At 60.5% G+C, this 20,123-nt stretch carries 20 protein-coding genes; 8 read left to right on the plus strand and 12 right to left on the minus strand.

What is annotated here, in order from left to right; all coding sequences use genetic code 11:
- Positions 1–7 precede the first annotated feature (7 nt).
- Positions 8–475, plus strand: a complete 468-nt coding sequence (recX, locus tag AC4PS7_RS02550) for a recombination regulator RecX (RefSeq protein ID WP_010212690.1) — start codon at positions 8–10, stop codon at positions 473–475.
- Positions 476–538: 63 nt separating this feature from the next.
- Here the strand turns inward: recX and AC4PS7_RS02555 are convergent, their stop codons facing one another.
- Both AC4PS7_RS02555 and AC4PS7_RS02560 read right to left on the minus strand, forming a co-directional pair.
- Positions 539–1,651 (minus strand): LOG family protein, encoded by a 1,113-nt coding sequence (locus AC4PS7_RS02555; protein WP_010212688.1) that lies wholly within the window; start codon positions 1,649–1,651, stop codon positions 539–541.
- A gap of 276 nt (positions 1,652–1,927) precedes the next feature.
- Positions 1,928–2,368 carry a PA3611 family quorum-sensing-regulated virulence factor gene (locus AC4PS7_RS02560; protein ID WP_010212685.1) on the minus strand — a complete coding sequence of 147 codons (441 nt, stop codon included), beginning with the start codon at positions 2,366–2,368 and terminating at the stop codon, positions 1,928–1,930.
- A 179-nt stretch (positions 2,369–2,547) separates the two neighbouring features.
- Between AC4PS7_RS02560 and AC4PS7_RS02565 the strand changes: the two genes are divergently transcribed.
- The 3 genes from AC4PS7_RS02565 to AC4PS7_RS02575 all read left to right on the plus strand — a co-directional run bounded on the left by AC4PS7_RS02565 (position 2,548) and on the right by AC4PS7_RS02575 (position 4,494).
- Positions 2,548–3,267, plus strand: a complete 720-nt coding sequence (locus AC4PS7_RS02565) for a tRNA-uridine aminocarboxypropyltransferase (RefSeq protein ID WP_042571731.1) — start codon at positions 2,548–2,550, stop codon at positions 3,265–3,267.
- Positions 3,268–3,405: 138 nt separating this feature from the next.
- Positions 3,406–4,056 carry a response regulator transcription factor ErdR gene (gene erdR / locus AC4PS7_RS02570; RefSeq protein ID WP_010212680.1) on the plus strand — a complete coding sequence of 217 codons (651 nt, stop codon included), beginning with the start codon at positions 3,406–3,408 and terminating at the stop codon, positions 4,054–4,056.
- A 75-nt stretch (positions 4,057–4,131) separates the two neighbouring features.
- A complete protein-coding gene (locus tag AC4PS7_RS02575) occupies positions 4,132–4,494 on the plus strand; it encodes a diacylglycerol kinase (protein ID WP_010212679.1) in 363 nt (120 codons plus the stop codon).
- A gap of 3 nt (positions 4,495–4,497) precedes the next feature.
- On the opposite strand, the gene AC4PS7_RS02580 is transcribed toward AC4PS7_RS02575, so the two are convergent.
- Positions 4,498–5,424 (minus strand): LysR family transcriptional regulator, encoded by a 927-nt coding sequence (locus AC4PS7_RS02580; protein ID WP_010212678.1) that lies wholly within the window; start codon positions 5,422–5,424, stop codon positions 4,498–4,500.
- A 123-nt stretch (positions 5,425–5,547) separates the two neighbouring features.
- On the opposite strand from AC4PS7_RS02580, the gene fpr reads away from it, so the two are divergent.
- On the plus strand, positions 5,548–6,327 hold the full coding sequence (fpr, locus tag AC4PS7_RS02585; protein ID WP_003189055.1) for a ferredoxin-NADP reductase: 780 nt from the start codon (positions 5,548–5,550) through the stop codon (positions 6,325–6,327).
- A gap of 147 nt (positions 6,328–6,474) precedes the next feature.
- Here fpr and tsaA read toward each other — a convergent pair whose 3' ends face one another.
- From tsaA to rimO, 5 genes are all read right to left on the minus strand, one after another.
- Entirely contained in the window at positions 6,475–7,170 is a 696-nt protein-coding gene (tsaA, locus tag AC4PS7_RS02590; RefSeq protein WP_010212676.1) for a tRNA (N6-threonylcarbamoyladenosine(37)-N6)-methyltransferase TrmO, read from the minus strand.
- A gap of 3 nt (positions 7,171–7,173) precedes the next feature.
- Positions 7,174–7,635 carry a YehS family protein gene (locus AC4PS7_RS02595; protein ID WP_010212675.1) on the minus strand — a complete coding sequence of 154 codons (462 nt, stop codon included), beginning with the start codon at positions 7,633–7,635 and terminating at the stop codon, positions 7,174–7,176.
- Between the two features lie 65 nt (positions 7,636–7,700).
- Positions 7,701–8,411 carry an rRNA pseudouridine synthase gene (locus AC4PS7_RS02600; protein WP_010212674.1) on the minus strand — a complete coding sequence of 237 codons (711 nt, stop codon included), beginning with the start codon at positions 8,409–8,411 and terminating at the stop codon, positions 7,701–7,703.
- A gap of 125 nt (positions 8,412–8,536) precedes the next feature.
- On the minus strand, positions 8,537–9,007 hold the full coding sequence (locus tag AC4PS7_RS02605; RefSeq protein WP_021492456.1) for a GNAT family N-acetyltransferase: 471 nt from the start codon (positions 9,005–9,007) through the stop codon (positions 8,537–8,539).
- Between the two features lie 103 nt (positions 9,008–9,110).
- Positions 9,111–10,451, minus strand: coding sequence for a 30S ribosomal protein S12 methylthiotransferase RimO (rimO, locus tag AC4PS7_RS02610; RefSeq protein WP_005785474.1), 1,341 nt, complete (start codon positions 10,449–10,451; stop codon positions 9,111–9,113).
- 288 nt (positions 10,452–10,739) lie between these two features.
- On the opposite strand from rimO, the gene AC4PS7_RS02615 reads away from it, so the two are divergent.
- On the plus strand, positions 10,740–12,641 hold the full coding sequence (locus AC4PS7_RS02615) for a potassium transporter Kup (RefSeq protein ID WP_010212670.1): 1,902 nt from the start codon (positions 10,740–10,742) through the stop codon (positions 12,639–12,641).
- A 127-nt stretch (positions 12,642–12,768) separates the two neighbouring features.
- A complete protein-coding gene (locus tag AC4PS7_RS02620; RefSeq protein WP_010212669.1) occupies positions 12,769–13,875 on the plus strand; it encodes an NADH:flavin oxidoreductase/NADH oxidase in 1,107 nt (368 codons plus the stop codon).
- A 47-nt stretch (positions 13,876–13,922) separates the two neighbouring features.
- Here the strand turns inward: AC4PS7_RS02620 and AC4PS7_RS02625 are convergent, their stop codons facing one another.
- Positions 13,923–15,092: a DUF418 domain-containing protein gene (locus AC4PS7_RS02625; RefSeq protein WP_010212668.1), complete on the minus strand. Its 1,170-nt coding sequence runs from the start codon at positions 15,090–15,092 to the stop codon at positions 13,923–13,925.
- A gap of 2 nt (positions 15,093–15,094) precedes the next feature.
- Entirely contained in the window at positions 15,095–15,691 is a 597-nt protein-coding gene (locus AC4PS7_RS02630; RefSeq protein ID WP_021492454.1) for a TetR/AcrR family transcriptional regulator, read from the minus strand.
- Between the two features lie 255 nt (positions 15,692–15,946).
- On the opposite strand from AC4PS7_RS02630, the gene AC4PS7_RS02635 reads away from it, so the two are divergent.
- Positions 15,947–16,132, plus strand: coding sequence for a hypothetical protein (locus AC4PS7_RS02635; protein WP_010212665.1), 186 nt, complete (start codon positions 15,947–15,949; stop codon positions 16,130–16,132).
- A gap of 100 nt (positions 16,133–16,232) precedes the next feature.
- On the opposite strand, the gene AC4PS7_RS02640 is transcribed toward AC4PS7_RS02635, so the two are convergent.
- Together AC4PS7_RS02640 and AC4PS7_RS02645 are read right to left on the minus strand one after the other, a co-directional pair.
- Positions 16,233–17,858, minus strand: coding sequence for a glucan biosynthesis protein D (locus AC4PS7_RS02640; RefSeq protein WP_010212664.1), 1,626 nt, complete (start codon positions 17,856–17,858; stop codon positions 16,233–16,235).
- A gap of 346 nt (positions 17,859–18,204) precedes the next feature.
- Positions 18,205–20,067 (minus strand): flavin monoamine oxidase family protein, encoded by a 1,863-nt coding sequence (locus AC4PS7_RS02645; RefSeq protein WP_010212662.1) that lies wholly within the window; start codon positions 20,065–20,067, stop codon positions 18,205–18,207.
- Between the last annotated feature and the right edge of the window lie 56 nt (positions 20,068–20,123).

Genomic DNA, 20,123 nt, shown 5'->3' on the forward strand with positions numbered 1-20,123 from the left:
GCACGCGATGACAGTTGTACTGGATACAATCGTCGCCGTTCGGCGCACTGCGATGGACCTGCTCGCTCGCCGCGAGCATGGTCGAGTCGAGCTGACGCGTAAACTGCGTCAGCGCGGCGCGGAGCCCGAAATGATTGAAACCGCCCTCGACCGCTTGACGGAAGAGGGACTGCTTTCCGAATCCAGATACCTCGAAAGCTTTGTCTCCTACCGAGCCCGCTCCGGCTACGGCCCGGCGCGGATTCGCGAGGAGCTGAGCCAGCGTGGCCTGCAACGCGCCGATATCGACCTTGCCCTGCGAGAGTGCGGGATCAGCTGGCAGGCGCAGTTGGAAGACACCTGGCGGCGCAAGTTCTCTGGCCATCTACCGATTGATGCCAAGGAACGGGCGAAGCAGGGGCGATTCCTGAGCTATCGGGGTTTTTCGATGGAGATGATCAGCCGATTATTGAGCGGCAGGGATTTGGACGACTGATCTCTTGAACAAGCAAAAGACCCACTATGAAAATAGTGGGTCTTTTTTTTTTACCTCAGAAAATCACGCCGGCTCCGGCGCCACCCGTTGCTGTGCCTTGCCCTGAGCCTGAGCCCAGTTCTCCGGCAGGTTGATGTAGTCCACCAGCTCCCGTAGCCGGCCCTGATCGCGCCCGTTGAAGTTGAACACCAGCCGCGTCAAATGGCTGAACCTCGGTTCATCATGTTCCTCGCCGGTATACGCCAGCTGTTGGAACTCTCCACTCAGCCGCAGGCTGGCAAACTCGCTCTGTAAATGGGCCAATGCTCGTTCACTGAGTGGGTGGTTCATGCGCACCACAAACTCGCGTTTCAGCCAGCGTGTGGAGTGGAAGTTGGCATAAAACTGGTTGATCTCGTCCACCGCCTCTTCGGCGCTGTACACCAGGCGTATCAGCTTGAGGTCAGTGGGAAGGATGTAGCGATTGGCTTCCAGCTGGCTGCGGATAAAGTCCAGGGCGCCTTGCCAGAACCCGCCACCGGGTGCGTCCAGCAGCACCACCGGGACCAGAGGGCTCTTGCCGGTTTGAATCAGGGTCAGCACTTCCAGTGCTTCATCCAGGGTGCCGAAGCCGCCTGGGCACAGCACCAGGGCATCGGCTTCCTTGACGAAGAACAGCTTGCGGGTAAAGAAGAAGTGGAAGGACAGCAGGTTCTCAGTGCCATCAATCGTTGGGTTGGCATGTTGTTCAAACGGCAGGGTAATGTTGAATCCCAGGCTGTGTTCCAGGCCCGCGCCTTCGTGGGCGGCGGCCATGATGCCGCCCCCACCGCCGGTGATCACCATCAGGTCCGAGCGCGCCAGTGCCGCGCCGACTTCCCGGGCCAGTGCATACAACGGGCTTTCCACCGGGGTGCGAGCCGAGCCGAATACCGTCACCTTGCGGCGACCCTTGAACTGTTCGAGTACGCGGAAGGCATTGTCCAGTTCGCGGATGGCTTGCAAGGTGATCTTGGCGTTCCAGCGATTGCGGTCGTCCTGGGCCATGCGCAGCACGGTGAGGATCATGTCGCGATACAAGGGGATGTTCGGGCTGTTGGGGGCGATCAGCTGGAGTTGTGCGTCGACCTGCTGCGTGAGGTCGGTACCGTGTTGTTCAAAATGTCGGAGCAGGCGGTCATTCGGTTCGTAAGGCATTCAACTTCTCCTTCTTGCAGGGCACCTTCGCCGGAGGCTACGACACTGCTTGTGTCGCTGTTTGCCGCAGGGAGGCAACCTTCTTTTGCCCTGAAAATGTTACAGAACAGCATGAAAAGCGCTGTGAATGAAAGGTCGGGATGACTTGATCATGGGCCGGAAAACCCTTGGCTGGCAACCACTTATTGGCCGCCCAGTAGGGAGTCTAGCTGCCTGGTAGGACTTGAAGCGGGGGGAGTGCGCGCCACCGGACGGTAGCGCGCGAAGGTCAAGCCGTTACTTTTTCTTTTTTGCCGCAGCCGGTGCCGGGCAATCCGCTTCCACGAACTTTACTGAAGCCACAGGACGGTTGGTCTTGTTCTCAGTGATTTCGTAACGCATCACCGCACCCTTGGCCATCAGCTCGCGGTAGCCCTTGTTCAGGCATACGCTCTGGCCGAGCTGGAAATACACAGCCTTGGGGTTGGCGCGCATCTGTTCGGCGCGATCAGGCAAGACGCTCAGGTGATCGATCAGTTGCATGCCTTCAACGGTGTAGGCCACTTCCAGGGTTTTTTCGTCGATTTCCCGGGGCAGGTCTTTGTTGCTCTCAGCCGCAACGCTTTGCAGCTTCCGGTTCATTTGGGCCTCCAGCAGCGAGGCCGCCTGGGCGCACACGGGCAATACCAGCGCGAGGGCGACGGATGGGGCGACAAGACGCAGCATGGAACGCAGCATGAAACTCTCCTGATTCGGTTACTGGTGCATAGACCAGCCACTGCGCTGTGCGTTCAGTGGCGCGCAATTATAGGTGAGCCCTGGCCACTACAGCCAGGCGTATCGCTGGTAAACTGCCGCCACTTCAGCCGTCCACGAGTTTTCTCCGTGTCGATTTACCCGTTCCACCGGCGCATCCAATGAGCCACGCCGTTTCCCGACTGCGCACCCAGCGCCTGGCCCGTGCCGTCCGTCCGTTCCTCAATCGTGGTTCGCGTGCCGAACGCTGCCCCGGCTGCCGGGTCATTCCTGAGTATTGCCTGTGTGCCTGGCGACCCAAAATCGCCGCAACCTCAGCGATGTGCCTGCTGATGCATGACGTGGAACCCATGAAACCCAGCAATACCGGTTGGCTGATCGCCGATGTGATCGACGACACCACGGCGTTCGCCTGGTCGCGCACCGAGGTCGATCCTGACCTGCTGACCTTGCTGGCTGACCCGCAGTGGCAGCCCTATATCGTATTCCCCGGCGAATTCGTCGCGCCGGAGCGTGTGGTCAGTGAAGTGAAGGTGGGACAGAGCAAGCGCCCGCTGTTCATCCTGCTGGACGGCACCTGGAGTGAGGCGCGCAAAATGTTCCGCAAAAGCCCCTACCTGGAGCATTTGCCGGTGCTCAGCCTGGCGCCGGAACAGCTGTCGCGCTACAAGTTGCGGCGTTCCAAGCGCGACGACCACTTCTGCACCGCCGAAGTCGCCGCTCTGTGTCTTGAATTGGCGGATGATCGGGTAGCCAGTGAAGTCCTGGACGCCTACCTGGATGTATTCAGCACCCATTACCTGGCCGCCAAGTTCCAGATGCCGCTGGATCCGGCGGACTCTGTTCATGCGCGCCTTGCTCCCTATATTCCGACGGTATAACCAGTCGACGTTTGCATGATGGCACCACGAACCCGCAACCCGCTAAAATCCCCACGGGCGTAGCGCTTGACCCTCCAGGCTACGCTGGGCATGCTGGGCGCCGATCAGGGCACCCCTGAAAACAGGATCATTTAATCAATGGCCACATACGAAATCCTGATAGCCGATGACCACCCGCTGTTTCGCAGTGCACTGCACCAGGCCGTGACCTTGGGCCTTGGTTCGGACGTACGCCTGGTCGAAGTGGCCAGCATTGCCGAGCTGGAAGCCCGCCTCACCGAAAAATCCGACTGGGACCTGGTGCTGCTCGACCTGAACATGCCCGGCGCCTACGGTTTCTCGGGATTGGTGCTGTTACGCGGTCAATATCCTCAGATCCCCGTGGTGATGGTCTCGGCCCAGGAAGAGGCCGACGTGGTGGTGCGTTCCAAGGAGTTTGGCGCCAGTGGTTTCATTCCCAAGTCCAGTGCGATGGAAGATATCCAGAAAGCCGTGCGCACCGTGCTCGATGGCGATGTGTCCTGGCCGCCGCAAGCGTTTGAAGAAATCAACGTGTCCGACGAAGCCAAGGCTGCCCGTGATGGTCTTGCCAGCCTGACACCGCAGCAGTTCCGCGTGCTGACCATGGTCTGCGAAGGCTTGTTGAACAAGCAGATTGCCTATGAGCTGAGCGTGTCGGAAGCGACGATCAAGGCCCATGTGACGGCGATTTTCCGCAAGTTGGGCGTGCGAACGCGTACCCAGGCGGCGCTGCTCTTGCAACAACTTGAGTCAATTTCGCAGCACTAAGCTGCTCCCGATTCACGCTTTTTTGACTTTGCGTGATCTAGTTTCCCCACTCCTTTGGTTCAGTTGCCTACGTCTATGTCGCCTTTCAAGGGTCAAACCGGTATCAAACGTATCTTCAATGCAGGGGGGTATTCCCTCGATGGCCTGCGCGCAGCATTCACTGGCGAGGCGGCGTTCCGCCAGTTGGTGTTGCTCAACGTCATCCTGATCCCGCTGAGTTTTTTCCTGAATGTCAGCCGGGTCGAGCGTGCCTTGCTCATCGCGGTGTGCCTGCTGGCGTTGATCGTCGAGTTGCTCAATTCGGCGGTGGAGGCGGCGATCGACCGCATCTCCCTGGATCGACACCCGCTGTCGAAAAACGCCAAGGACATGGGCAGCGCCGCCCAATTCGTCGCGCTGACCATGATCACCCTGGTCTGGGGCGTGATCCTGATCTAACCCTCAGGCAATGCTCGGCAGCACGATCTCGTCGCTGCGCTGCACCCCAGCGGTGAAGGCGCGGCACAGCTCCAGGAATTCTCGCATCGCCGAGGTCTGGTACTTCTGTTTGTGCCAAATGAAGTAGAACTGCCGGGCCAGGTCGAGATCCGGGGTTTCCACCGGCACCAGGCTGCCACGGCGAAACGCGTCACGCAGCGCCAGCCGTGAAATGCAGCCAATCCCCAGCCCTGACTCCACCGCGCGTTTGATCGCCTCGGTATGCTCCAGCTCCAGGCGGATATTCAGCGCGCTACGGTGATGGCGCATGGCTTGGTCAAAGGTCAGGCGTGTGCCTGAGCCTTGTTCCCGCAGGATCCACGCCTCATGGGTCAACTCGTCCATGCTCGCCACGCCACGCTTGGCCAGGTGATGCTGCGGCGCGCAAAACACCACCAGTTCATCTTCCACCCAGGTTTGCACCTCGATGTCCGGGTGGCTGCAGTCGCCTTCTATTAGACCCAGGTCAATTTCGTAGTGCGCTACCTGGTGCACGATATGGGCAGTGTTCTGCACATGCAGCTTCACCTGGCTCTCGGGATGTTGCTGCATGAAGCTGCCAATCAACAGGGTCGCCAGGTAATTGCCGATGGTGAGGGTGGCGCCGACCGCCAAGGAACCGAAGCCTGACTTGCCGTTGAGCAAGTCCTCGATCTCCTTGGCCTGGTCCAGCAGCGCCACCGCCTGGGGCAAAAGCTGATGACCGAGCGCGTTGAGGCTCAGGCGCTTACCCGCGCGGTCGAATAATTGGCAGCTGGATTGGCGCTCCAGCTCAGTGATCGAGGTGCTGGCGGCGGATTGAGATAAGGCCAGAAGGCCAGCAGCGCGCGAGACGCTTTCCTGCTGGGCGACGGCGACGAAGACTTGCAGTTGACGGAGAGTAAATCGCATATCGATATAACCGATAACCCTTATCTTAATAATCCAGTTAACAGATATTGTCGCCGCCATTAGAATGCTGTGCAATTGCGCAACTACATTTGGCGCAGACCCATTTCCAGGAGTCCCCCGTACATGAGCAACATGAACCACGAGCGTGTCCTCAGTGTTCATCACTGGAACGACACTCTGTTCAGCTTCAAGTGCACCCGCGATCCGGGCCTGCGCTTCGAGAACGGTCAGTTCGTGATGATCGGCCTTCAACAACCCAACGGCCGCCCGCTCATGCGCGCTTACTCCATTGCCAGCCCGAACTGGGAAGAGCATCTGGAGTTCTTCAGCATCAAGGTGCCGGATGGCCCGCTGACTTCCCAATTGCAGCACTTGAAGGAAGGCGACGAGATCATCATCAGCAAAAAACCGACAGGCACCCTGGTGCTTGACGATTTGAAGCCGGGCAAACACCTGTACCTGCTCAGCACGGGCACTGGCCTGGCTCCCTTCATGAGCGTGATCCAGGACCCGGAAACCTACGAGCGCTTTGAAAAAGTGATCCTGTGCCACGGCGTGCGTTACGTCAACGAAGTCGCGTATCGCGAATTCATCACAGAGCACCTGCCGCAAAACGAGTTCTTCGGCGAAGCCCTGCGCGACAAGTTGATCTATTACCCGACCGTGACCCGCGAGCCGTTCGAAAACGAAGGGCGCCTGACCGACCTGATGCGCAGCGGCAAGCTGTTCAGCGACATCGGGCTGCCGCCGATCAACCCCGAGGACGACCGCGCGATGCTGTGCGGCAGCCCAAGCATGCTGGACGAAACCAGCGAAGTGTTGAACAGCTTCGGCCTGAAAGTTTCGCCACGGATGCGTGAGCCGGGTGATTACTTGATCGAGCGGGCGTTCGTCGAGAAATAAACACTGATCCAAAAATGTGGGAGCCAGCTTGTGTGGGAGCAGGCTTGCCTGCGATGCAGACGCCTCGGTCTTTAGTTAAACCGAGGTGATGCAATCGCAGGCAAGCCTGCTCCCACAAAAAGCAGCTCCCACACTGGTTTTCGGGGTTTATCCCGCTGGAAGCACTTCCAGCACACAAATCACCCCAGCCTCGGGATAGTGCCAACGCACATCCACGTCCCAGAACTGTGCGCCATATTCCCGTTCTGGCCCTGGCGTCTGGTACGCCGGCCGTGGATCCTGTGCCAGGCACTGATCGATCAGTTCCACCAGTGGCTCGCCAAGGCGCTGGGCATGGCCTTGTGCCTGTTGCAGGGCAGTCTTCAGCCACTGCACGGGGATCAGCTGCGGCGCGCCGCTGGCGATGTCGTTGGTGGCCGTGTCGACGATGTCGGCATACGGCACATACGGCTTGATATCCAGCACCGGTGTGCCATCGAGCAGATCAATCCCGGAGATCCACAGCCGCCCCGGCTCCACCTTGTCCAGCTTCACCACTGACTGGCCGATGCCATTCGGGCGGTGCGTGGCGCGGGTGGCGAACACGCCCATGGACGTATTGCCACCCAGGCGAGGCGGGCGCACTTTCAGGCGGGGCTTGTCTTCCAGAGCTTGGTGGAACAGGAACAGCAACCACACATGGCTGACCTGCTCCAGGCCCTGTACTGCCTCGCCACCGTCGAACGGCGCCACCAGCTCCAGCACGCCACGGGCGGCCGGTGCCAGTTGCGGTTGGCGTGGGATGGCAAACTTCTCCTTGAAGCAGGAGCGCACGAAGCCGACGGGCGAGACGTTGTAACTCATGGCTTACGCGCGAACCCGCAGGGTCAGGCCCTTGAGGAAGTTGCGCAGCAACTGGTCGCCGCATGGGCGATAGTTGGTGTGGCCGAACTTGCGGAACAGCGCGCTCAGCTCAGGCTTGGACACCGGGAACTCGGCGGCTTTGAGGATGGCGTGCATGTCGTCTTCCTTCAGCTCGAAGGCCACGCGCAGCTTCTTGAGGATGATGTTATTGGTCACCGGGGTTTCGATCGGCTGTGGCGGACGGCTTTCGTCCTTGCCGCGCTTGAAGATCACCAGGCCATCGAGGAAGTGCGCCATGACTTCATCCGGGCAGAACACGAAGCCTTCTTCCTCATCTTTCTTGAGGTAGGTCAGCAGGTCGTCCTTGGTCACGTCCATGCCGCCGAGCTTGATGATCTCGACCATCTTGTTGTCGCTGATGTCGAGCATGTAGCGCACGCTGCGCAGTACGTCGTTGTGAATCATGGTGGGCAATCCTGGTATTCAACTGAGGGCGCCGCCCATCAGGCGGCGCCGGGAAAAAGGGCGGCTTAGAACTTCTCTTTGCCGGACAGGTAACGCCATTGGCCGACCGGCACCTTGCCGATGGACACGCCGCCGATGCGGATACGACGAATGGCGATGACTTTGAGGCCAACCGCTTCACAGAACAGCGCGATCACGCCTGGCTGCGGGTTTTTCATCGCGAAGCGCAGGCGGTTTTCGTTCTGCCAGCTGGCTTTGACCGCCGGCAGTTCCTTGCCTTTGTAGGTCAGGCCGTGGTTCAGGCGATTGAGGCCGTGGGCAACCATGTCGCCTTCGACTTCCACCACATACTCCTGCTCGATCTTGGCGGCATCGGCGGTCAACTTGCGCAGAATCTTCCAGTCCTGGGTAAACACCAGCAGGCCGCTGGCCTTGGCTTGCAGGTCGGCACTGGCGGTGAGGCGCAGGAAGTGGCCCTTGAGCGGGCGCTTGCCGAAGCGGTGTTCCTCCGAGAGCGTCTCGGCGCTGATCGACGCCATGGCCGTCTCGGCATCTACGCCGGCCGGGGCGTGCAGCAAGATGGTCACCGGCTCGGGCACGGTGGCCTTGGCGTCCGGGTCGAGTGCGACCTTCTGGGTGGTGACCTTGAACTGTGGTTCGTCGATCACTTCACCGTCCACCGAGACCCAGCCGCCTTCGATGAACAGCTCAGCCTCCCGACGGGAGCAACCGACCAGTTCGATAAGGCGTTTGGAGAGGCGTATGGGGTCAGTCATGACATGGGCCGTAGCAAAAGGGGGCAGCTATTGTACCTGCCTGGCGCCGGTTAATCCCGGCCCCATTTCAGTGCCGTCGCTTTTTGTGGGCGCTGGCTTGCCTGCGATGGCATCGCCTCGGTTCGTCAGCCACTGCGCAGGTGTTGCTGCTGGCGCAAACGCATATGCAGCAACGGATAGGGCTGGCCCAGGCCGTCATGCTCCGTGCGCCCGATCACCTCGAACCCCTGTTTGAGGTAGAAGCCCAAGGCCTGGGGATTCTGCTCGTTCACTTCCAGCTCGTCGGCATTCATATGCTCGATCGCATAGCGCAGCAATTGCCGGCCAAGGCCCTGGCCACGGTGCTGCGGGTCGATAAACAGCATCTCGACCTTGCCTGCGGCGACGCCGGCAAACCCGGTGATGCGTTGGTGCGAGTCTTTGGTGCAAATCAGCATCACCGTGTCCAGATAGTGAGTCAGCACGAGGTTCCTCAGTAGCTCGATGTAGCTGTCCGGCAGGAAATCATGGGTAGCCCGCACCGAGGACTCCCAGATTTCAGTCAGTTTTTGATAATCGCTGGATTTAGGTGTGTGGATAACCGAATGCCGACGCATGCTTGCTGCCCCTGCCCCTGCCGATGATTGGCGATGGGCAAACGATAGACCTAAAAAAGCCCCACATCTTGATCAGATGCAGGGCTTTTTACAGTGTTACCGATCAGTCGCGCTTTTCAGCCCACAGGTCGTATTCGTCGGCATCGGTCACGGTGCACCAGACCTTGTCGCCCGGCTTCAGGCCGCTGGCGTCGTCGATAAACACGTTACCGTCGATTTCCGGTGCATCGAAGAAGCAACGACCAACCGCGCCTTGTTCATCGACTTCGTCGATCAGGACTTCGATTTCCTTGCCGATGCGCAGTTGCAGGCGCGCCGAGCTGATGGCCTGCTGGTGCGCCATGAAACGCTCCCAACGGTCCTGCTTGACGTCGTCCGGCACCACGGCCAGGTCCAGCAGGTTGGCCGGGGCACCTTCAACCGGCGAATACTGGAAGCAGCCGACGCGGTCCAGTTGGGCCTCGGTCAGCCAGTCCAGCAGGTACTGGAAGTCTTCCTCGGTTTCGCCGGGGAAGCCGACGATGAACGTCGAGCGGATGATCAGTTCCGGGCAGATCTCGCGCCAGTTCTTGATGCGCGCCAGGGTCTTGTCTTCGAAAGCCGGGCGTTTCATGGCCTTGAGCACTTTCGGGCTGGCGTGCTGGAACGGGATGTCCAGGTATGGCAGGATCTTGCCGGCGGCCATCAGCGGGATCAGCTCGTCCACATGCGGGTACGGGTAGACATAGTGCAGGCGCACCCACACACCCAGGCTGCTGAGGGCTTCGCACAGTTCGGTCATGCGGGTTTTTACCGGCGCGCCGTTCCAGAAACCGGTGCGGTATTTCACGTCGACGCCGTAGGCGCTGGTGTCCTGGGAGATCACCAACAGCTCTTTGACGCCGGATTTGACCAGGCGCTGGGCCTCGTCCAGTACGTCGCCGACCGGGCGGCTGACCAGCTTGCCGCGCATCGATGGAATGATGCAGAAGCTGCAGCTGTGGTTGCAGCCTTCGGAAATCTTCAGGTATGCGTAATGGCGTGGTGTCAGCTTGATGCCCTGCGGCGGCACCAGGTCGATCAGCGGGTTGTGGTCCTGGCGCGGTGGCACCACGTCGTGCACCGCGTTGACTACCTGCTCGTACTGCTGCGGGCCGGTCACCGCCAGCACGCTCGGGTGCACGTTGCGGATATTGCCTTCTTCCACGCCCATGCAGCCGGTCACGATGACCTTGCCGTTTTCCTTGATCGCTTCGCCGATCACTTCCAGGGATTCCGCCTTGGCCGAATCGATAAAGCCGCAGGTGTTGACCACCACCACGTCGGCGTCCTGGTAAGTGGACACAACGTCATAGCCTTCCATACGCAGTTGCGTGAGGATGCGCTCGGAGTCGACCAGAGCCTTCGGGCAACCCAGGGAAACAAAGCCAACCTTGGGGTTGGCCTTTGCGATGGTGGTGGACATGTCTAACCTCGGTATTGAATGACGCCGCCAGTCGGGCACGACAGGGCTGCGGACGGGCGCTTGGTGCGCCTCTGATCAAAAAGTGCGCAATTCTAGCGACGGGCAACGCACTTGACCAGCTTTATGCAGGGAAATGCGACGAGTGCTGCGCTATGCTTCGCGGCGTTGCGCGTAGGTAAAGTCCTAAGGTCAACAAAACGTCTGTTACGAGAAGTAAAACAGCGCATGCTAGGGTCAGCTTAGACGCGTTGTAATAAAAGACCGCAGGTCAAAGGGCAGGAGTTGTTGATGGGTCACGCGAGTAATCAGGCAGCAGGTGCCGAGCATTCAAACGCCAAGCCGATTGGTATGCTGGTGGCAGCGGTTGGGGTGGTCTATGGCGATATCGGGACCAGCCCGCTCTACACCCTTAAAGAGGTGTTCAACGGCGGTTATGGGGTTCAGGTCAATCATGACGGCGTGCTGGGGATCCTGGCGCTGATCTTCTGGTCGCTGATCTGGGTGGTGTCGATCAAATACATGCTGTTCGTGCTGCGCGCCGATAACCAGGGCGAGGGCGGCATCATGGCGCTCACCGCACTGGCACGACGGGCGGCGGGGGAGCGCAAGAAGTTGCGCAGTTTCCTGGTGGTGTGTGGCCTGTGCGGCGCGGCGCTGTTCTACGGCGACAGCATGATCACCCCGGCGATTTCCGTCTTGTCCGCTGTTGAGGGCTTGGAGCTGGCCTTCGACGGCCTGGAAAAATGGGTAGTGCCGATCGCCCTGGTGGTTCTGGTCGCGCTGTTCCTGATCCAGAAACATGGCACCGACCATATCGGCAAGCTGTTCGGTCCGGTGATGGTGACCTGGTTCCTGGTGCTGGGTGGTTTGGGTGTGTATGGCATCACCCTGCACCCTGAAGTGCTCAGTGCCATGAACCCGATCTGGGCGGTGCGCTTCTTCGAGGCTCATCCTGGGATTGGCGTGGCCATCCTCGGCGCGGTGGTGCTGGCACTGACCGGCGCCGAAGCCCTCTACGCCGACATGGGGCACTTTGGCCGCAAACCCATCGCTCGCGCCTGGTTCATGCTGGTGTTGCCGGCGTTGGTGCTCAATTATTTCGGCCAGGGCGCCATGCTGCTCGGTGATCCGGAAGCCGCGCGCAACCCGTTCTACTTGCTGGCGCCTAGCTGGGCGCTGATCCCGCTGGTGGTGTTGTCCACCCTGGCCACGGTGATTGCGTCCCAGGCGGTGATTTCCGGTGCGTTCTCGTTGACGCGCCAGGCGATCCAGCTGGGCTACATCCCGCGCATGCATATCCAGCACACTTCCAGCGCCGAACAGGGCCAGATCTACATCGGCGCGGTGAACTGGTCGCTGATGGTCGGTGTGATCCTGCTGGTACTGGGCTTCGAATCGTCCAACGCATTGGCATCGGCCTACGGCGTGGCGGTGACCGGCACCATGCTGATGACCACCATCCTGGTGTCGGCAGTGATGCTGCTGCTGTGGAAGTGGCCTCCGATTCTGGCCGTGCCGGTCCTGGTCTGCTGCCTGTTGGTGGACGGCCTGTACTTCGCTGCCAACGTGCCGAAGATCATCCAGGGCGGCGCCTTTCCGGTGCTGGCGGGGATCGTGCTGTTTGTGCTGATGACAACCTGGAAACGCGGCAAGCAATTGCTGGTGGACCGCCTCGACGAGGGCGGCCTGCCGTTGCCGATCTTTATCGGCAGTATCCGCGTGCAGCCGCCCCATCGCGTGCAGGGCACCGCCGTGTTCCTCACCGCGCGCCCGGACGCCGTGCCCCACGCGCTGTTGCACAACCTGCTGCACAATCAGGTGCTGCATGAGCAAGTGGTGCTGCTGACGGTGGTCTACGAGGATATTCCCCGCGTGCCGGCCGCACGGCGGTTCGAGGTGGACGCCTACGGCGAAGGCTTTTTCCGCGTGATCCTGCACTTTGGTTTTACCGACGAGCCGGACGTGCCCGAAGCGCTGAAGTTGTGTCACCTCGATGACCTGGACTTCAGCCCGATGCGCACCACCTACTTCCTCAGCCGCGAAACGGTGATCGCCTCGCGGATCAAGGGCATGGCCCGCTGGCGTGAGGGGTTGTTCGCCTTCATGTTGAAGAACGCCAACGGCAACCTGCGCTTCTTCAAACTCCCGGTAAACCGGGTGATCGAACTGGGTACCCAGGTCGAAATGTAAGCTGTTGCTGCACGGGGGCCGGCAATCGGCTCCCGCTTTCCTTTCTGAACCCTGTGCAATCCAGCGTTGTCGACTAGGCTCTAAGCACCGTTTGAATAGTGCCCACAGAACCCAGAAGAGGTGCGCCATGAGTCAGCTGCTCGAACCCTACACGCTCCGTCAATTGACCCTGCTAAACCGCATCGCGGTCTCGCCGATGTGCCAATACTCGGCGCAAGATGGCCTGGCCAATGATTGGCACCTGGTGCACCTTGGCAGCCGTGCCGTCGGTGGTGCCGGGCTGATTTTCACCGAAGCCACCGCCGTAACTGCCGATGGCCGCATTACCGCCCAGGACCTTGGGTTGTGGAATGACGCACAGATCGAACCGCTGCAACGCATCACGCGTTTCATCGCTGCCCAAGGCGCGGTGGCCGGTATTCAACTGGCCCACGCCGGGCGCAAGGCCAGCACTCATCGGCCTTGGATCGGCAAGCATGGCAGCGTCAAAGTGGAAGAGGGCGGCTGGACACCGGTGGGGCCATCACCCATTGCCTTCGACCCCCAGCACACCCCGCCCAAGCAGCTGGACGAAGGCCAGATCCAGCAAGTGATCGCCGACTTCGTCGCCGCCGCCAAGCGCGCGTTGACCGCCGGCTTCGAAGTGGTGGAAATCCACGCGGCCCATGGTTATCTGCTGCATCAATTTCTCTCACCCATTAGCAACCAGCGCCAGGACCAGTACGGCGGCTCGTTCGAAAACCGCATCCGCCTGGTGCTGCAAGTGACCCAGGCTGTGCGTGATGTCTGGCCCCAGGAGCTGCCGCTGTTTGTGCGGGTCTCGGCGACCGACTGGGTGGAAGACGGCTGGAACCCCGATGAAACCGTGGAGCTGGCGCGTCGCCTGAAGGACTTGGGGGTGGACCTGATCGACGTCTCGTCTGGTGGCACCGCCGCCAACGCCGAAATCCCCACCGGCCCCGGCTACCAGACCCGCTTCGCCGAGCGCGTGCGCAAAGAGTCGGGCATGGCCACCGGCACCGTTGGCATGATCACCGAGCCAGCCCAGGCCGAGCACATCCTGCGCACCTGTCAGGCGGATATCATCTTCCTGGCCCGCGAGCTGTTGCGTGACCCGTACTGGCCGTTGCATGCCGATGATGACCTGGGCGGGCGCAAGGCCATCTGGCCGGCGCAATATCAGCGAGCGACGCACCGGGATCAGCCGATTCATGAGTCGGACCTGCGCGATTGACCTTCTGGGCTCTGCCATAACCCACCGCTGACCACGGTGGGTTTTTTCTAGGCCGTGCGCCGCCAGTTCGGCCAGGCCCACAGCGTCGCCGCGCGTAGCAGCCACTCCATCGGCCCATAAGGGTGGGTACGCAGCCAGCGTGCACTCAGCCACAGTTGCAGGGCAAAGATCCCAAGTGCCACGGGCAACATCAGCAGCGGGGCGAGCGTGTTGATCAGGCCTGCGCCATAGCCGCTGAACAGCAACCCCAGCAGTACCGATTGCAGCAGGTAGTTGCTCAGGGCCATCTTGCCCACCGGGGCCAGCCAGTGGCACAGCCAAGGCCCGGCGGCAGAGCTGAACAGTGCGAGCATCAGCAGGGCATAGGCGGCGCTCAATAACGGTGCCGTGAGTTGCCCCACGCCAAAGGCAAAGGTTTCCAGGCCGCCACCGGGGGCATAGGCGGCGCTCAAGGCATAGATCATTGCGCCCAACAGGCCTGCGGGCAGTGTGATGAGCAGCAAGCGGCTCAGGCGCGGCTGCCAGGCGTACGGGGATACCAACAGCTGGCGTCGTCCGGCGGCATAACCGAAGAAGAACATCGCCAGGGCGCTAGGCCCTTGCAACAACCATAACGCCTGCACGGTGCTCCACAGATGGCCACTGTGAAAACGCAGGGTATCCACTGCACTGCCAGTAAACGCCACGAGTTTGTCTGCGGCGTCGGGGCTTGAGACCCCGGTCAGGTTGCCTTCCAATGCTTGCAGCACACCCAGCAGCATCCACGCCGAACAGGCGGTCACCACCAGGCAAATGCCCCAACGGTACGCCTTGGCCGGAGACAGGTTGCGAGCCGCCAATAGCACCAGGCCGAGCAAGGCATAGGTGGAAAGAATCTCCCCGTAATACAGTGCAGCGCCGTGGGCCAGCCCCAGGGCCAGCAGGGCCAATTGCCGGCGCACCATTCGCGGTGCGAAAGCAGCATTGGCACGTTCGGCGGCGGCCATCTGTAAGGTAAAGCTGTAGCCGAACAGAAAGGAAAACAGCAGGTAGAACTTGGTTTCGAACAGCAGCGAAATGACAAACCGGACCACGTGGTCGACGGTGCCGGCATAGTCGGGGTTGCTGAGGGTTGATGCGTAATAAGGGTCGGCGAACGCGCAGATATTCACGGCCAGAATGCCAAACAGGGCAAAGCCGCGTAACGCATCGACGTGCACCAAGCGTGTCGGGGTCATCGTCAGCGCCCTTGCAACAGGTGCACCACCAGGCCGCGCAGCACTTGCGTCTGTTGGTCCGGGTGGAAGTCCGCATCGGCTGCGACGCGGGCGAACATGCCATCGATCAGGGTGGCCAGCCAACTGGCGGCTTCAGGCGCAGAGAGTGATGTGTGAAGTTGCCCGGCGCGGTCGGCGGCTTTGATCAGCGCTTCCAGGCCTTCGCGCAAATAGCGGTCGTTGGCCTTCATCAGGTGTGCCACCGCTTCATCGCGGTGGCCCAAAGCGGAAATCTCCAAGGCTAGGCCGGCGTAGTGGCGGTCGCAGGCCAAATGGCAGGTGTGGTCGACAAACGCCAGCAAAGTCGCCATCGGGTCTTCGGCGTCGGCCAGAGGTGCCATGCCCTGCCGAATCTGCTCACCTTCGCGCGCCACCAACGCCAGCAGCACTTCATGCTTGCTGGCAAAGTAATGGAACAGGTTACCGGCGCTCATTCCGGCGGCGGTGCAAATGTCGGCTGTGCGGGTAGCGACAAACCCGGCTTCGGCGAAACACCGGGATGCGGCATCAAGAAGCGCCATGCGCTTGGTTTCGCGTTGTTGCGGATCGACGGTGCGCATAGTGGGTTCATTAATTAATTGAGTGGTCACTAAATTAAATGGTGCGTAGGAAAATACTGCAAGCTTTTTGCTCAAAACCCATTATTTAAGTTTTTACTCTAAAAAATCCCACGCTTGGCAAGATCGTTTCTACGCTTAGAGTAAGTCTGATTTCTGGCCCAGGAAGTCAGTCGGTTTGTTCATTGAGGCATTGCGCTTCATGGGCGGCGGTTATGGGCAAAGGGAGTATTTGATGGATATCAGGAGAAGCAGTCCATGGCCAAGTCCTATGGTGTAGCGGGGGTGGTGGCGTCGTTTCTGGCCCGCAGTGTGTCTTTGCGGGGCCGAAGGCTGAGTTCGGATGAGGTGGAACTGCTGACGCAGTATCGCGCCCTGACCGAGAGCGATCAGGTGGCGATGCGCTATTTGATGGGGGCGATGAAGAGTGTGTCGCGGTTTTGAGCACCTGTAGGCGCTGGCTTGCCAGCGATGCAGGCACCGCGATGCGTCAGTCGCACCGCAGTGATGCCATCGCCGGCAAGCCAACGTCTACAAGGGACGATCAGGTGTACTTACGCTGGTCCGGTGCCGGCGGGAAGTACTGATACAACCAGGTTTCACTCAAGGTGCGGTCCTGGGTGCGGATAAACAAGCGCAGTTCCACCGGCTCCACGCTGTCGCTGGTCGGGTACCAGTCAAACAGAATGCGGTAGCCCTTGATGTTATCCAGCACCAGCACGCTGAAATCCTTGACCTGACCGTGGGAGCACGTCACCACCGGCTCGATCCCGGTGCCCGGTGGCAGGCGATCCAGGCCGCCGCCCTTGAAGTCCACCGCAAAACGGCGCGCCCACACCGGTGGGTAGTGTTCACCTGGTGCCCAACCTTCGGTAAAGCCTCCCATCCCCGAACGAGTAGCGTCGACTTGCGCCAACGGTGTACTTACGGGTGGCAGCGCGCTCCAGTACAGCTTGTAGCCGTAATTGAGCGAGTCGCCGGCCGCCACGGGTTTTTTCGGGGTCCAGAAGGCCACGATGTTGTCGAGGGTTTCGCCGGTTGTAGGAATTTCCAACAGGTCGATGGAGCCTTCGCCCCAGGCAGTGGTCGGTTCGACCCACAGGCTTGGGCGCTTGCTGTACCAGTCCACAGTGTCCTGGTAGCTGGCGAACTCATGGTCGGTCTGCACCAGGCCAAAGCCTTTCGGGTCTTTGTCGGCGAACGCGTTGAATTGCAACTTGGCCGGGTTGTTCAGCGGGCGGCAGATCCACTCGCCGTTGCCGCGCCACATCGCCAGGCGGTCCGAATCGTGGATCTGCGGGTGGATGGTGTCGCACATACGGCGTTCGTGAGTACCGCAGCTGAACATGCTGGTCATTGGTGCGATACCCAGTTGTTCAATGGTGGTACGCGCATTGATGTGCGCGTCGATCGCCATCACCACCTGGTTGGCCTGGCAGTCGATATCGAAGCGGTAGGCGCCGGTAGCGCTCGGCGAATCGAGCAGGGCATAGACCACGAAGCGTGTGGCGTTCTTGTCCGGGGTTTCAAACCAGAACTGCGTGAAGTCGGGAAACTCCTCGCGTTTTTTTGCGTAGGTGTCGATGGCCAGGCCACGGGCGGAAAGGCCGTACTGCCCGGTACTGTCCACCGCGCGGAAGTAGCTGGCGCCGAGAAACGACAGCACGTCATGACGGTCCAGCTCCGGCGCCTTGAACAGCTTGAAGCCGGAAAAGCCCAGGTCGCCAGTCAGTTGCTGGGTGTCGACGGTGGTCTTTTCATAGTTGAACAGCGACGGCCGGAAATGTACCTCTCGCGCTTCGCGGGTCTTGGGGTCAACACTGTGCATGCGCACCGGGGTCTTGAAGCCCATGCCGACGTGGAAGAACTGCACGTCCAATTGGCCGTTCAATTCCTTCCACAGCGAATGGTTACCGTCGTAGCCGATGGCGTTGAAATTCTGGGGCGTCATGGTCGCCAGTGTCGGCGGCAGTACCTGTTTGGTGTCCTTGTAAGCGGTCCCGGCGAGTTGTTTGGCCTGGGCCTTGAGCGATTCGAAGTCGAACGCCACGGCCTTGCCATCGGCAGCACGGTTCCCCGCCCAGGCTTGGGCGGCGAGCAGGCCGCTGGCCGACAAACCGGTGTAAGCCGCAATGGCCATGGACGCTTTGAGCAAATTCCTGCGGTGCATAGAGACAACCTGTCGTGAGCAAATCCCGCGCCGTTCCTGGCACGTGCTGGATCAGAAATTACGGTTCGGACATGCCTTCGACCAAACGCAACGGACATTAAACAGACGCTGGATAGCTTAAGCGGTTCGATGACGTAGGAAAATTGATTGATGGCGGGGTGATGGCGTTGCAAGTGAAACAAGGTGTTGCAGGGGGGGGCGAGCGAACACACTCCTCAGGAAAGAAGACGACCCCATGTAGGAGCGGGCTTGCCTGCGATGGCATCAGCTCGGTCAGACTGGAGGCCGAGTCGACCGCATCGCAGGCAAGCCCGCTCCCCCATTAGGTTCAGGCGTCAGGTCACGTTCAGGCCACTTCGCCCGCTGCCCTGTACGCCTCATCAATCGCCGCATGGGCATACGCACTCCACGCCGCATCCGAGTTAGCGATACTCACATGCCCCACCGGCTTTTTCGCCAGCTTCATCAACGCTTCGCTTTCATCGGCATCATCGAACAAGCTGTTGGAGAAGGTCGCATAACCGTGTGACCAGCGGTTGACAGTGATCGCCAGGATGTCGGTCTCATGGTTGAACCCACCCGGCCCGAGCATACGTTGCAACTGATCACGCAACTGCGCTTCCAACTGCTCGAACGTCTGCCCATACAGTTTGCCCCGCCCGGCACGGGCCTGGTCGCGGGCGTTCATGCCGCTGTTGGGGCTGGTGGGCACGTAGACCATGTGCAAGCCGATCGGCTGTGTCGGGTCGCGCGGGTGGTCGTAGCCTCCCATGCTCACCGGGTAGTCCAACTTGATGCGGCTGTAAGGCTGGGTCGCCGCGTAGATCTCATGCACGCCCAGTGTCTGGAACGACTGCCAATTACGGATCACCACCTTGGTGTACACCAGCGGGTATTTTACGTTCTGGCTCAGGGCATGGGCCTGCGGCGCCGGCAGATCCTTCAACAGGTACGGGATCATCATGTTGTAGCAGGCCAGGATGCAGCGTTTGCCGCGCACCTGTGCGAGTTGTCCGCCACGGCTGTAGCCGATATGCACGCCGTTGTCGACGTTACGCACGCTGACCGCCGTGCTGTTCAAGCGCAATCGCACGGCTGCCTTGGGCTGGTCGAGCTTGGCGTAGTCGAACGTCGCCAGCACGATATCGTCCATGGTATGCCCTGGCGCCACGCCCGGGATCAGGCTGCGCACCAGCAAGCGCGCCACCGAGGCATTTCCATCGGGGAAGTGGTAGATGTAGGGCTCTTCCATTTCCGCTGCCGCTTCTTCGCTGATGGGCGCCAGGTTCATCCCGGCAAAGCCTGGGAAACCCACGCTGTAGGCGTCAGCCGAAGCGACGGCATCAATGCTCAACGCCATGAAGTCATTGGTGCGGCTCTGGAAATACTTCACCGCGCCTTCCGATAATCCTACGTTCTTGAGCAGAAAGTCGCGGTAGCTGGTTGCTGCCAAGTAGTCGGCCTTTTCTTCGGCAGTCTTGCCCGGCAGGTAATCCTTGGGCGCCATGTGCAGCTCGATCAGGGCCTGGCGGTCTGCCGCTGGCAATGGGAAGTCATTGATGAAATCGCGGATGGCGCGGGCATTCAGCTGGCCTGGTGCAACATCGTCAGCCACCATCGGGGTCGGGTCGCCGGTCACCAGTTTGTCTTCGCCGAAGTTTTCCTTGTCGAAGAACACCCCGCGCGAGAGCCCCAGGCCTGGGTAGAACTGGCGATCGAAGGCGGTTTCAAAGCGCTTTATATTCACCCCGAGCGTTTTCAACAGCCCGTTCACTTCCTTGCTGTACAGGTGGTTGGGCGACTGGAAAGCCTCGCTCCCGCCGTAGCCGATGATCATGCGGCCACCGGCCTGGAATTCGTTGCGCTTGGCGTGGCCGCCGAAGTCGTCGTGGTTTTCCAGGATCAGGATCTTCGCCTTGGGGTGTTTTTCGCGGTAGAACCACGCCGCCGACAAACCACTCAAGCCACCACCGACCACCACCAGGTCGTAATCCTCGGTGATCGGCAGTTTGTCGGTGTCGAACACCTTCTTTTCCCAGCCCATCTGGTGCGCCACTTCGAACGAGCCGGCATGGCTGCCGCGCAGGCCGGTGAGGGCAGGTGGGTAGTAACGGCCATCGGGGGCGGCTTGCAGGATTTGCAGCGGGGTCATGCCAGCGGCAATCGTGATGGCGACGCCGTTGAGGAAGTCGCGGCGGGTGATATCCATGGGAGATCCTGAAAATTATTGTTATAGGTTCCCGGCATCCAGAACGGATGCCGGGT

Source organism: Pseudomonas sp. DW-iso3, from assembly GCF_058725305.1.

Bases quoted from the DNA above. Each gene is read 5' to 3' on its own strand.
- erdR (WP_010212680.1), top strand. From the start codon at position 3,406: ATGGCCACATACGAAATCCTGATAGCCGATGACCACCCGCTGTTTCGC.
- tsaA (WP_010212676.1), bottom strand. From the start codon at position 7,170: ATGAGTTACAACGTCTCGCCCGTCGGCTTCGTGCGCTCCTGCTTCAAG.
- AC4PS7_RS02580 (WP_010212678.1), bottom strand. From the start codon at position 5,424: ATGCGATTTACTCTCCGTCAACTGCAAGTCTTCGTCGCCGTCGCCCAG.
- AC4PS7_RS02560 (WP_010212685.1), bottom strand. From the start codon at position 2,368: ATGCTGCGTTCCATGCTGCGTCTTGTCGCCCCATCCGTCGCCCTCGCG.
- AC4PS7_RS02555 (WP_010212688.1), bottom strand. From the start codon at position 1,651: ATGCCTTACGAACCGAATGACCGCCTGCTCCGACATTTTGAACAACAC.
- AC4PS7_RS02565 (WP_042571731.1), top strand. From the start codon at position 2,548: ATGAGCCACGCCGTTTCCCGACTGCGCACCCAGCGCCTGGCCCGTGCC.
- AC4PS7_RS02600 (WP_010212674.1), bottom strand. From the start codon at position 8,411: ATGACTGACCCCATACGCCTCTCCAAACGCCTTATCGAACTGGTCGGT.
- recX (WP_010212690.1), top strand. From the start codon at position 8: ATGACAGTTGTACTGGATACAATCGTCGCCGTTCGGCGCACTGCGATG.
- AC4PS7_RS02635 (WP_010212665.1), top strand. From the start codon at position 15,947: ATGGCCAAGTCCTATGGTGTAGCGGGGGTGGTGGCGTCGTTTCTGGCC.
- AC4PS7_RS02640 (WP_010212664.1), bottom strand. From the start codon at position 17,858: ATGCACCGCAGGAATTTGCTCAAAGCGTCCATGGCCATTGCGGCTTAC.
- fpr (WP_003189055.1), top strand. From the start codon at position 5,548: ATGAGCAACATGAACCACGAGCGTGTCCTCAGTGTTCATCACTGGAAC.
- rimO (WP_005785474.1), bottom strand. From the start codon at position 10,451: ATGTCCACCACCATCGCAAAGGCCAACCCCAAGGTTGGCTTTGTTTCC.
- AC4PS7_RS02605 (WP_021492456.1), bottom strand. From the start codon at position 9,007: ATGCGTCGGCATTCGGTTATCCACACACCTAAATCCAGCGATTATCAA.
- AC4PS7_RS02630 (WP_021492454.1), bottom strand. From the start codon at position 15,691: ATGCGCACCGTCGATCCGCAACAACGCGAAACCAAGCGCATGGCGCTT.
- AC4PS7_RS02615 (WP_010212670.1), top strand. From the start codon at position 10,740: ATGGGTCACGCGAGTAATCAGGCAGCAGGTGCCGAGCATTCAAACGCC.
- AC4PS7_RS02595 (WP_010212675.1), bottom strand. From the start codon at position 7,635: ATGATTCACAACGACGTACTGCGCAGCGTGCGCTACATGCTCGACATC.
- AC4PS7_RS02625 (WP_010212668.1), bottom strand. From the start codon at position 15,092: ATGACCCCGACACGCTTGGTGCACGTCGATGCGTTACGCGGCTTTGCC.
- AC4PS7_RS02620 (WP_010212669.1), top strand. From the start codon at position 12,769: ATGAGTCAGCTGCTCGAACCCTACACGCTCCGTCAATTGACCCTGCTA.
- AC4PS7_RS02645 (WP_010212662.1), bottom strand. From the start codon at position 20,067: ATGGATATCACCCGCCGCGACTTCCTCAACGGCGTCGCCATCACGATT.
- AC4PS7_RS02575 (WP_010212679.1), top strand. From the start codon at position 4,132: ATGTCGCCTTTCAAGGGTCAAACCGGTATCAAACGTATCTTCAATGCA.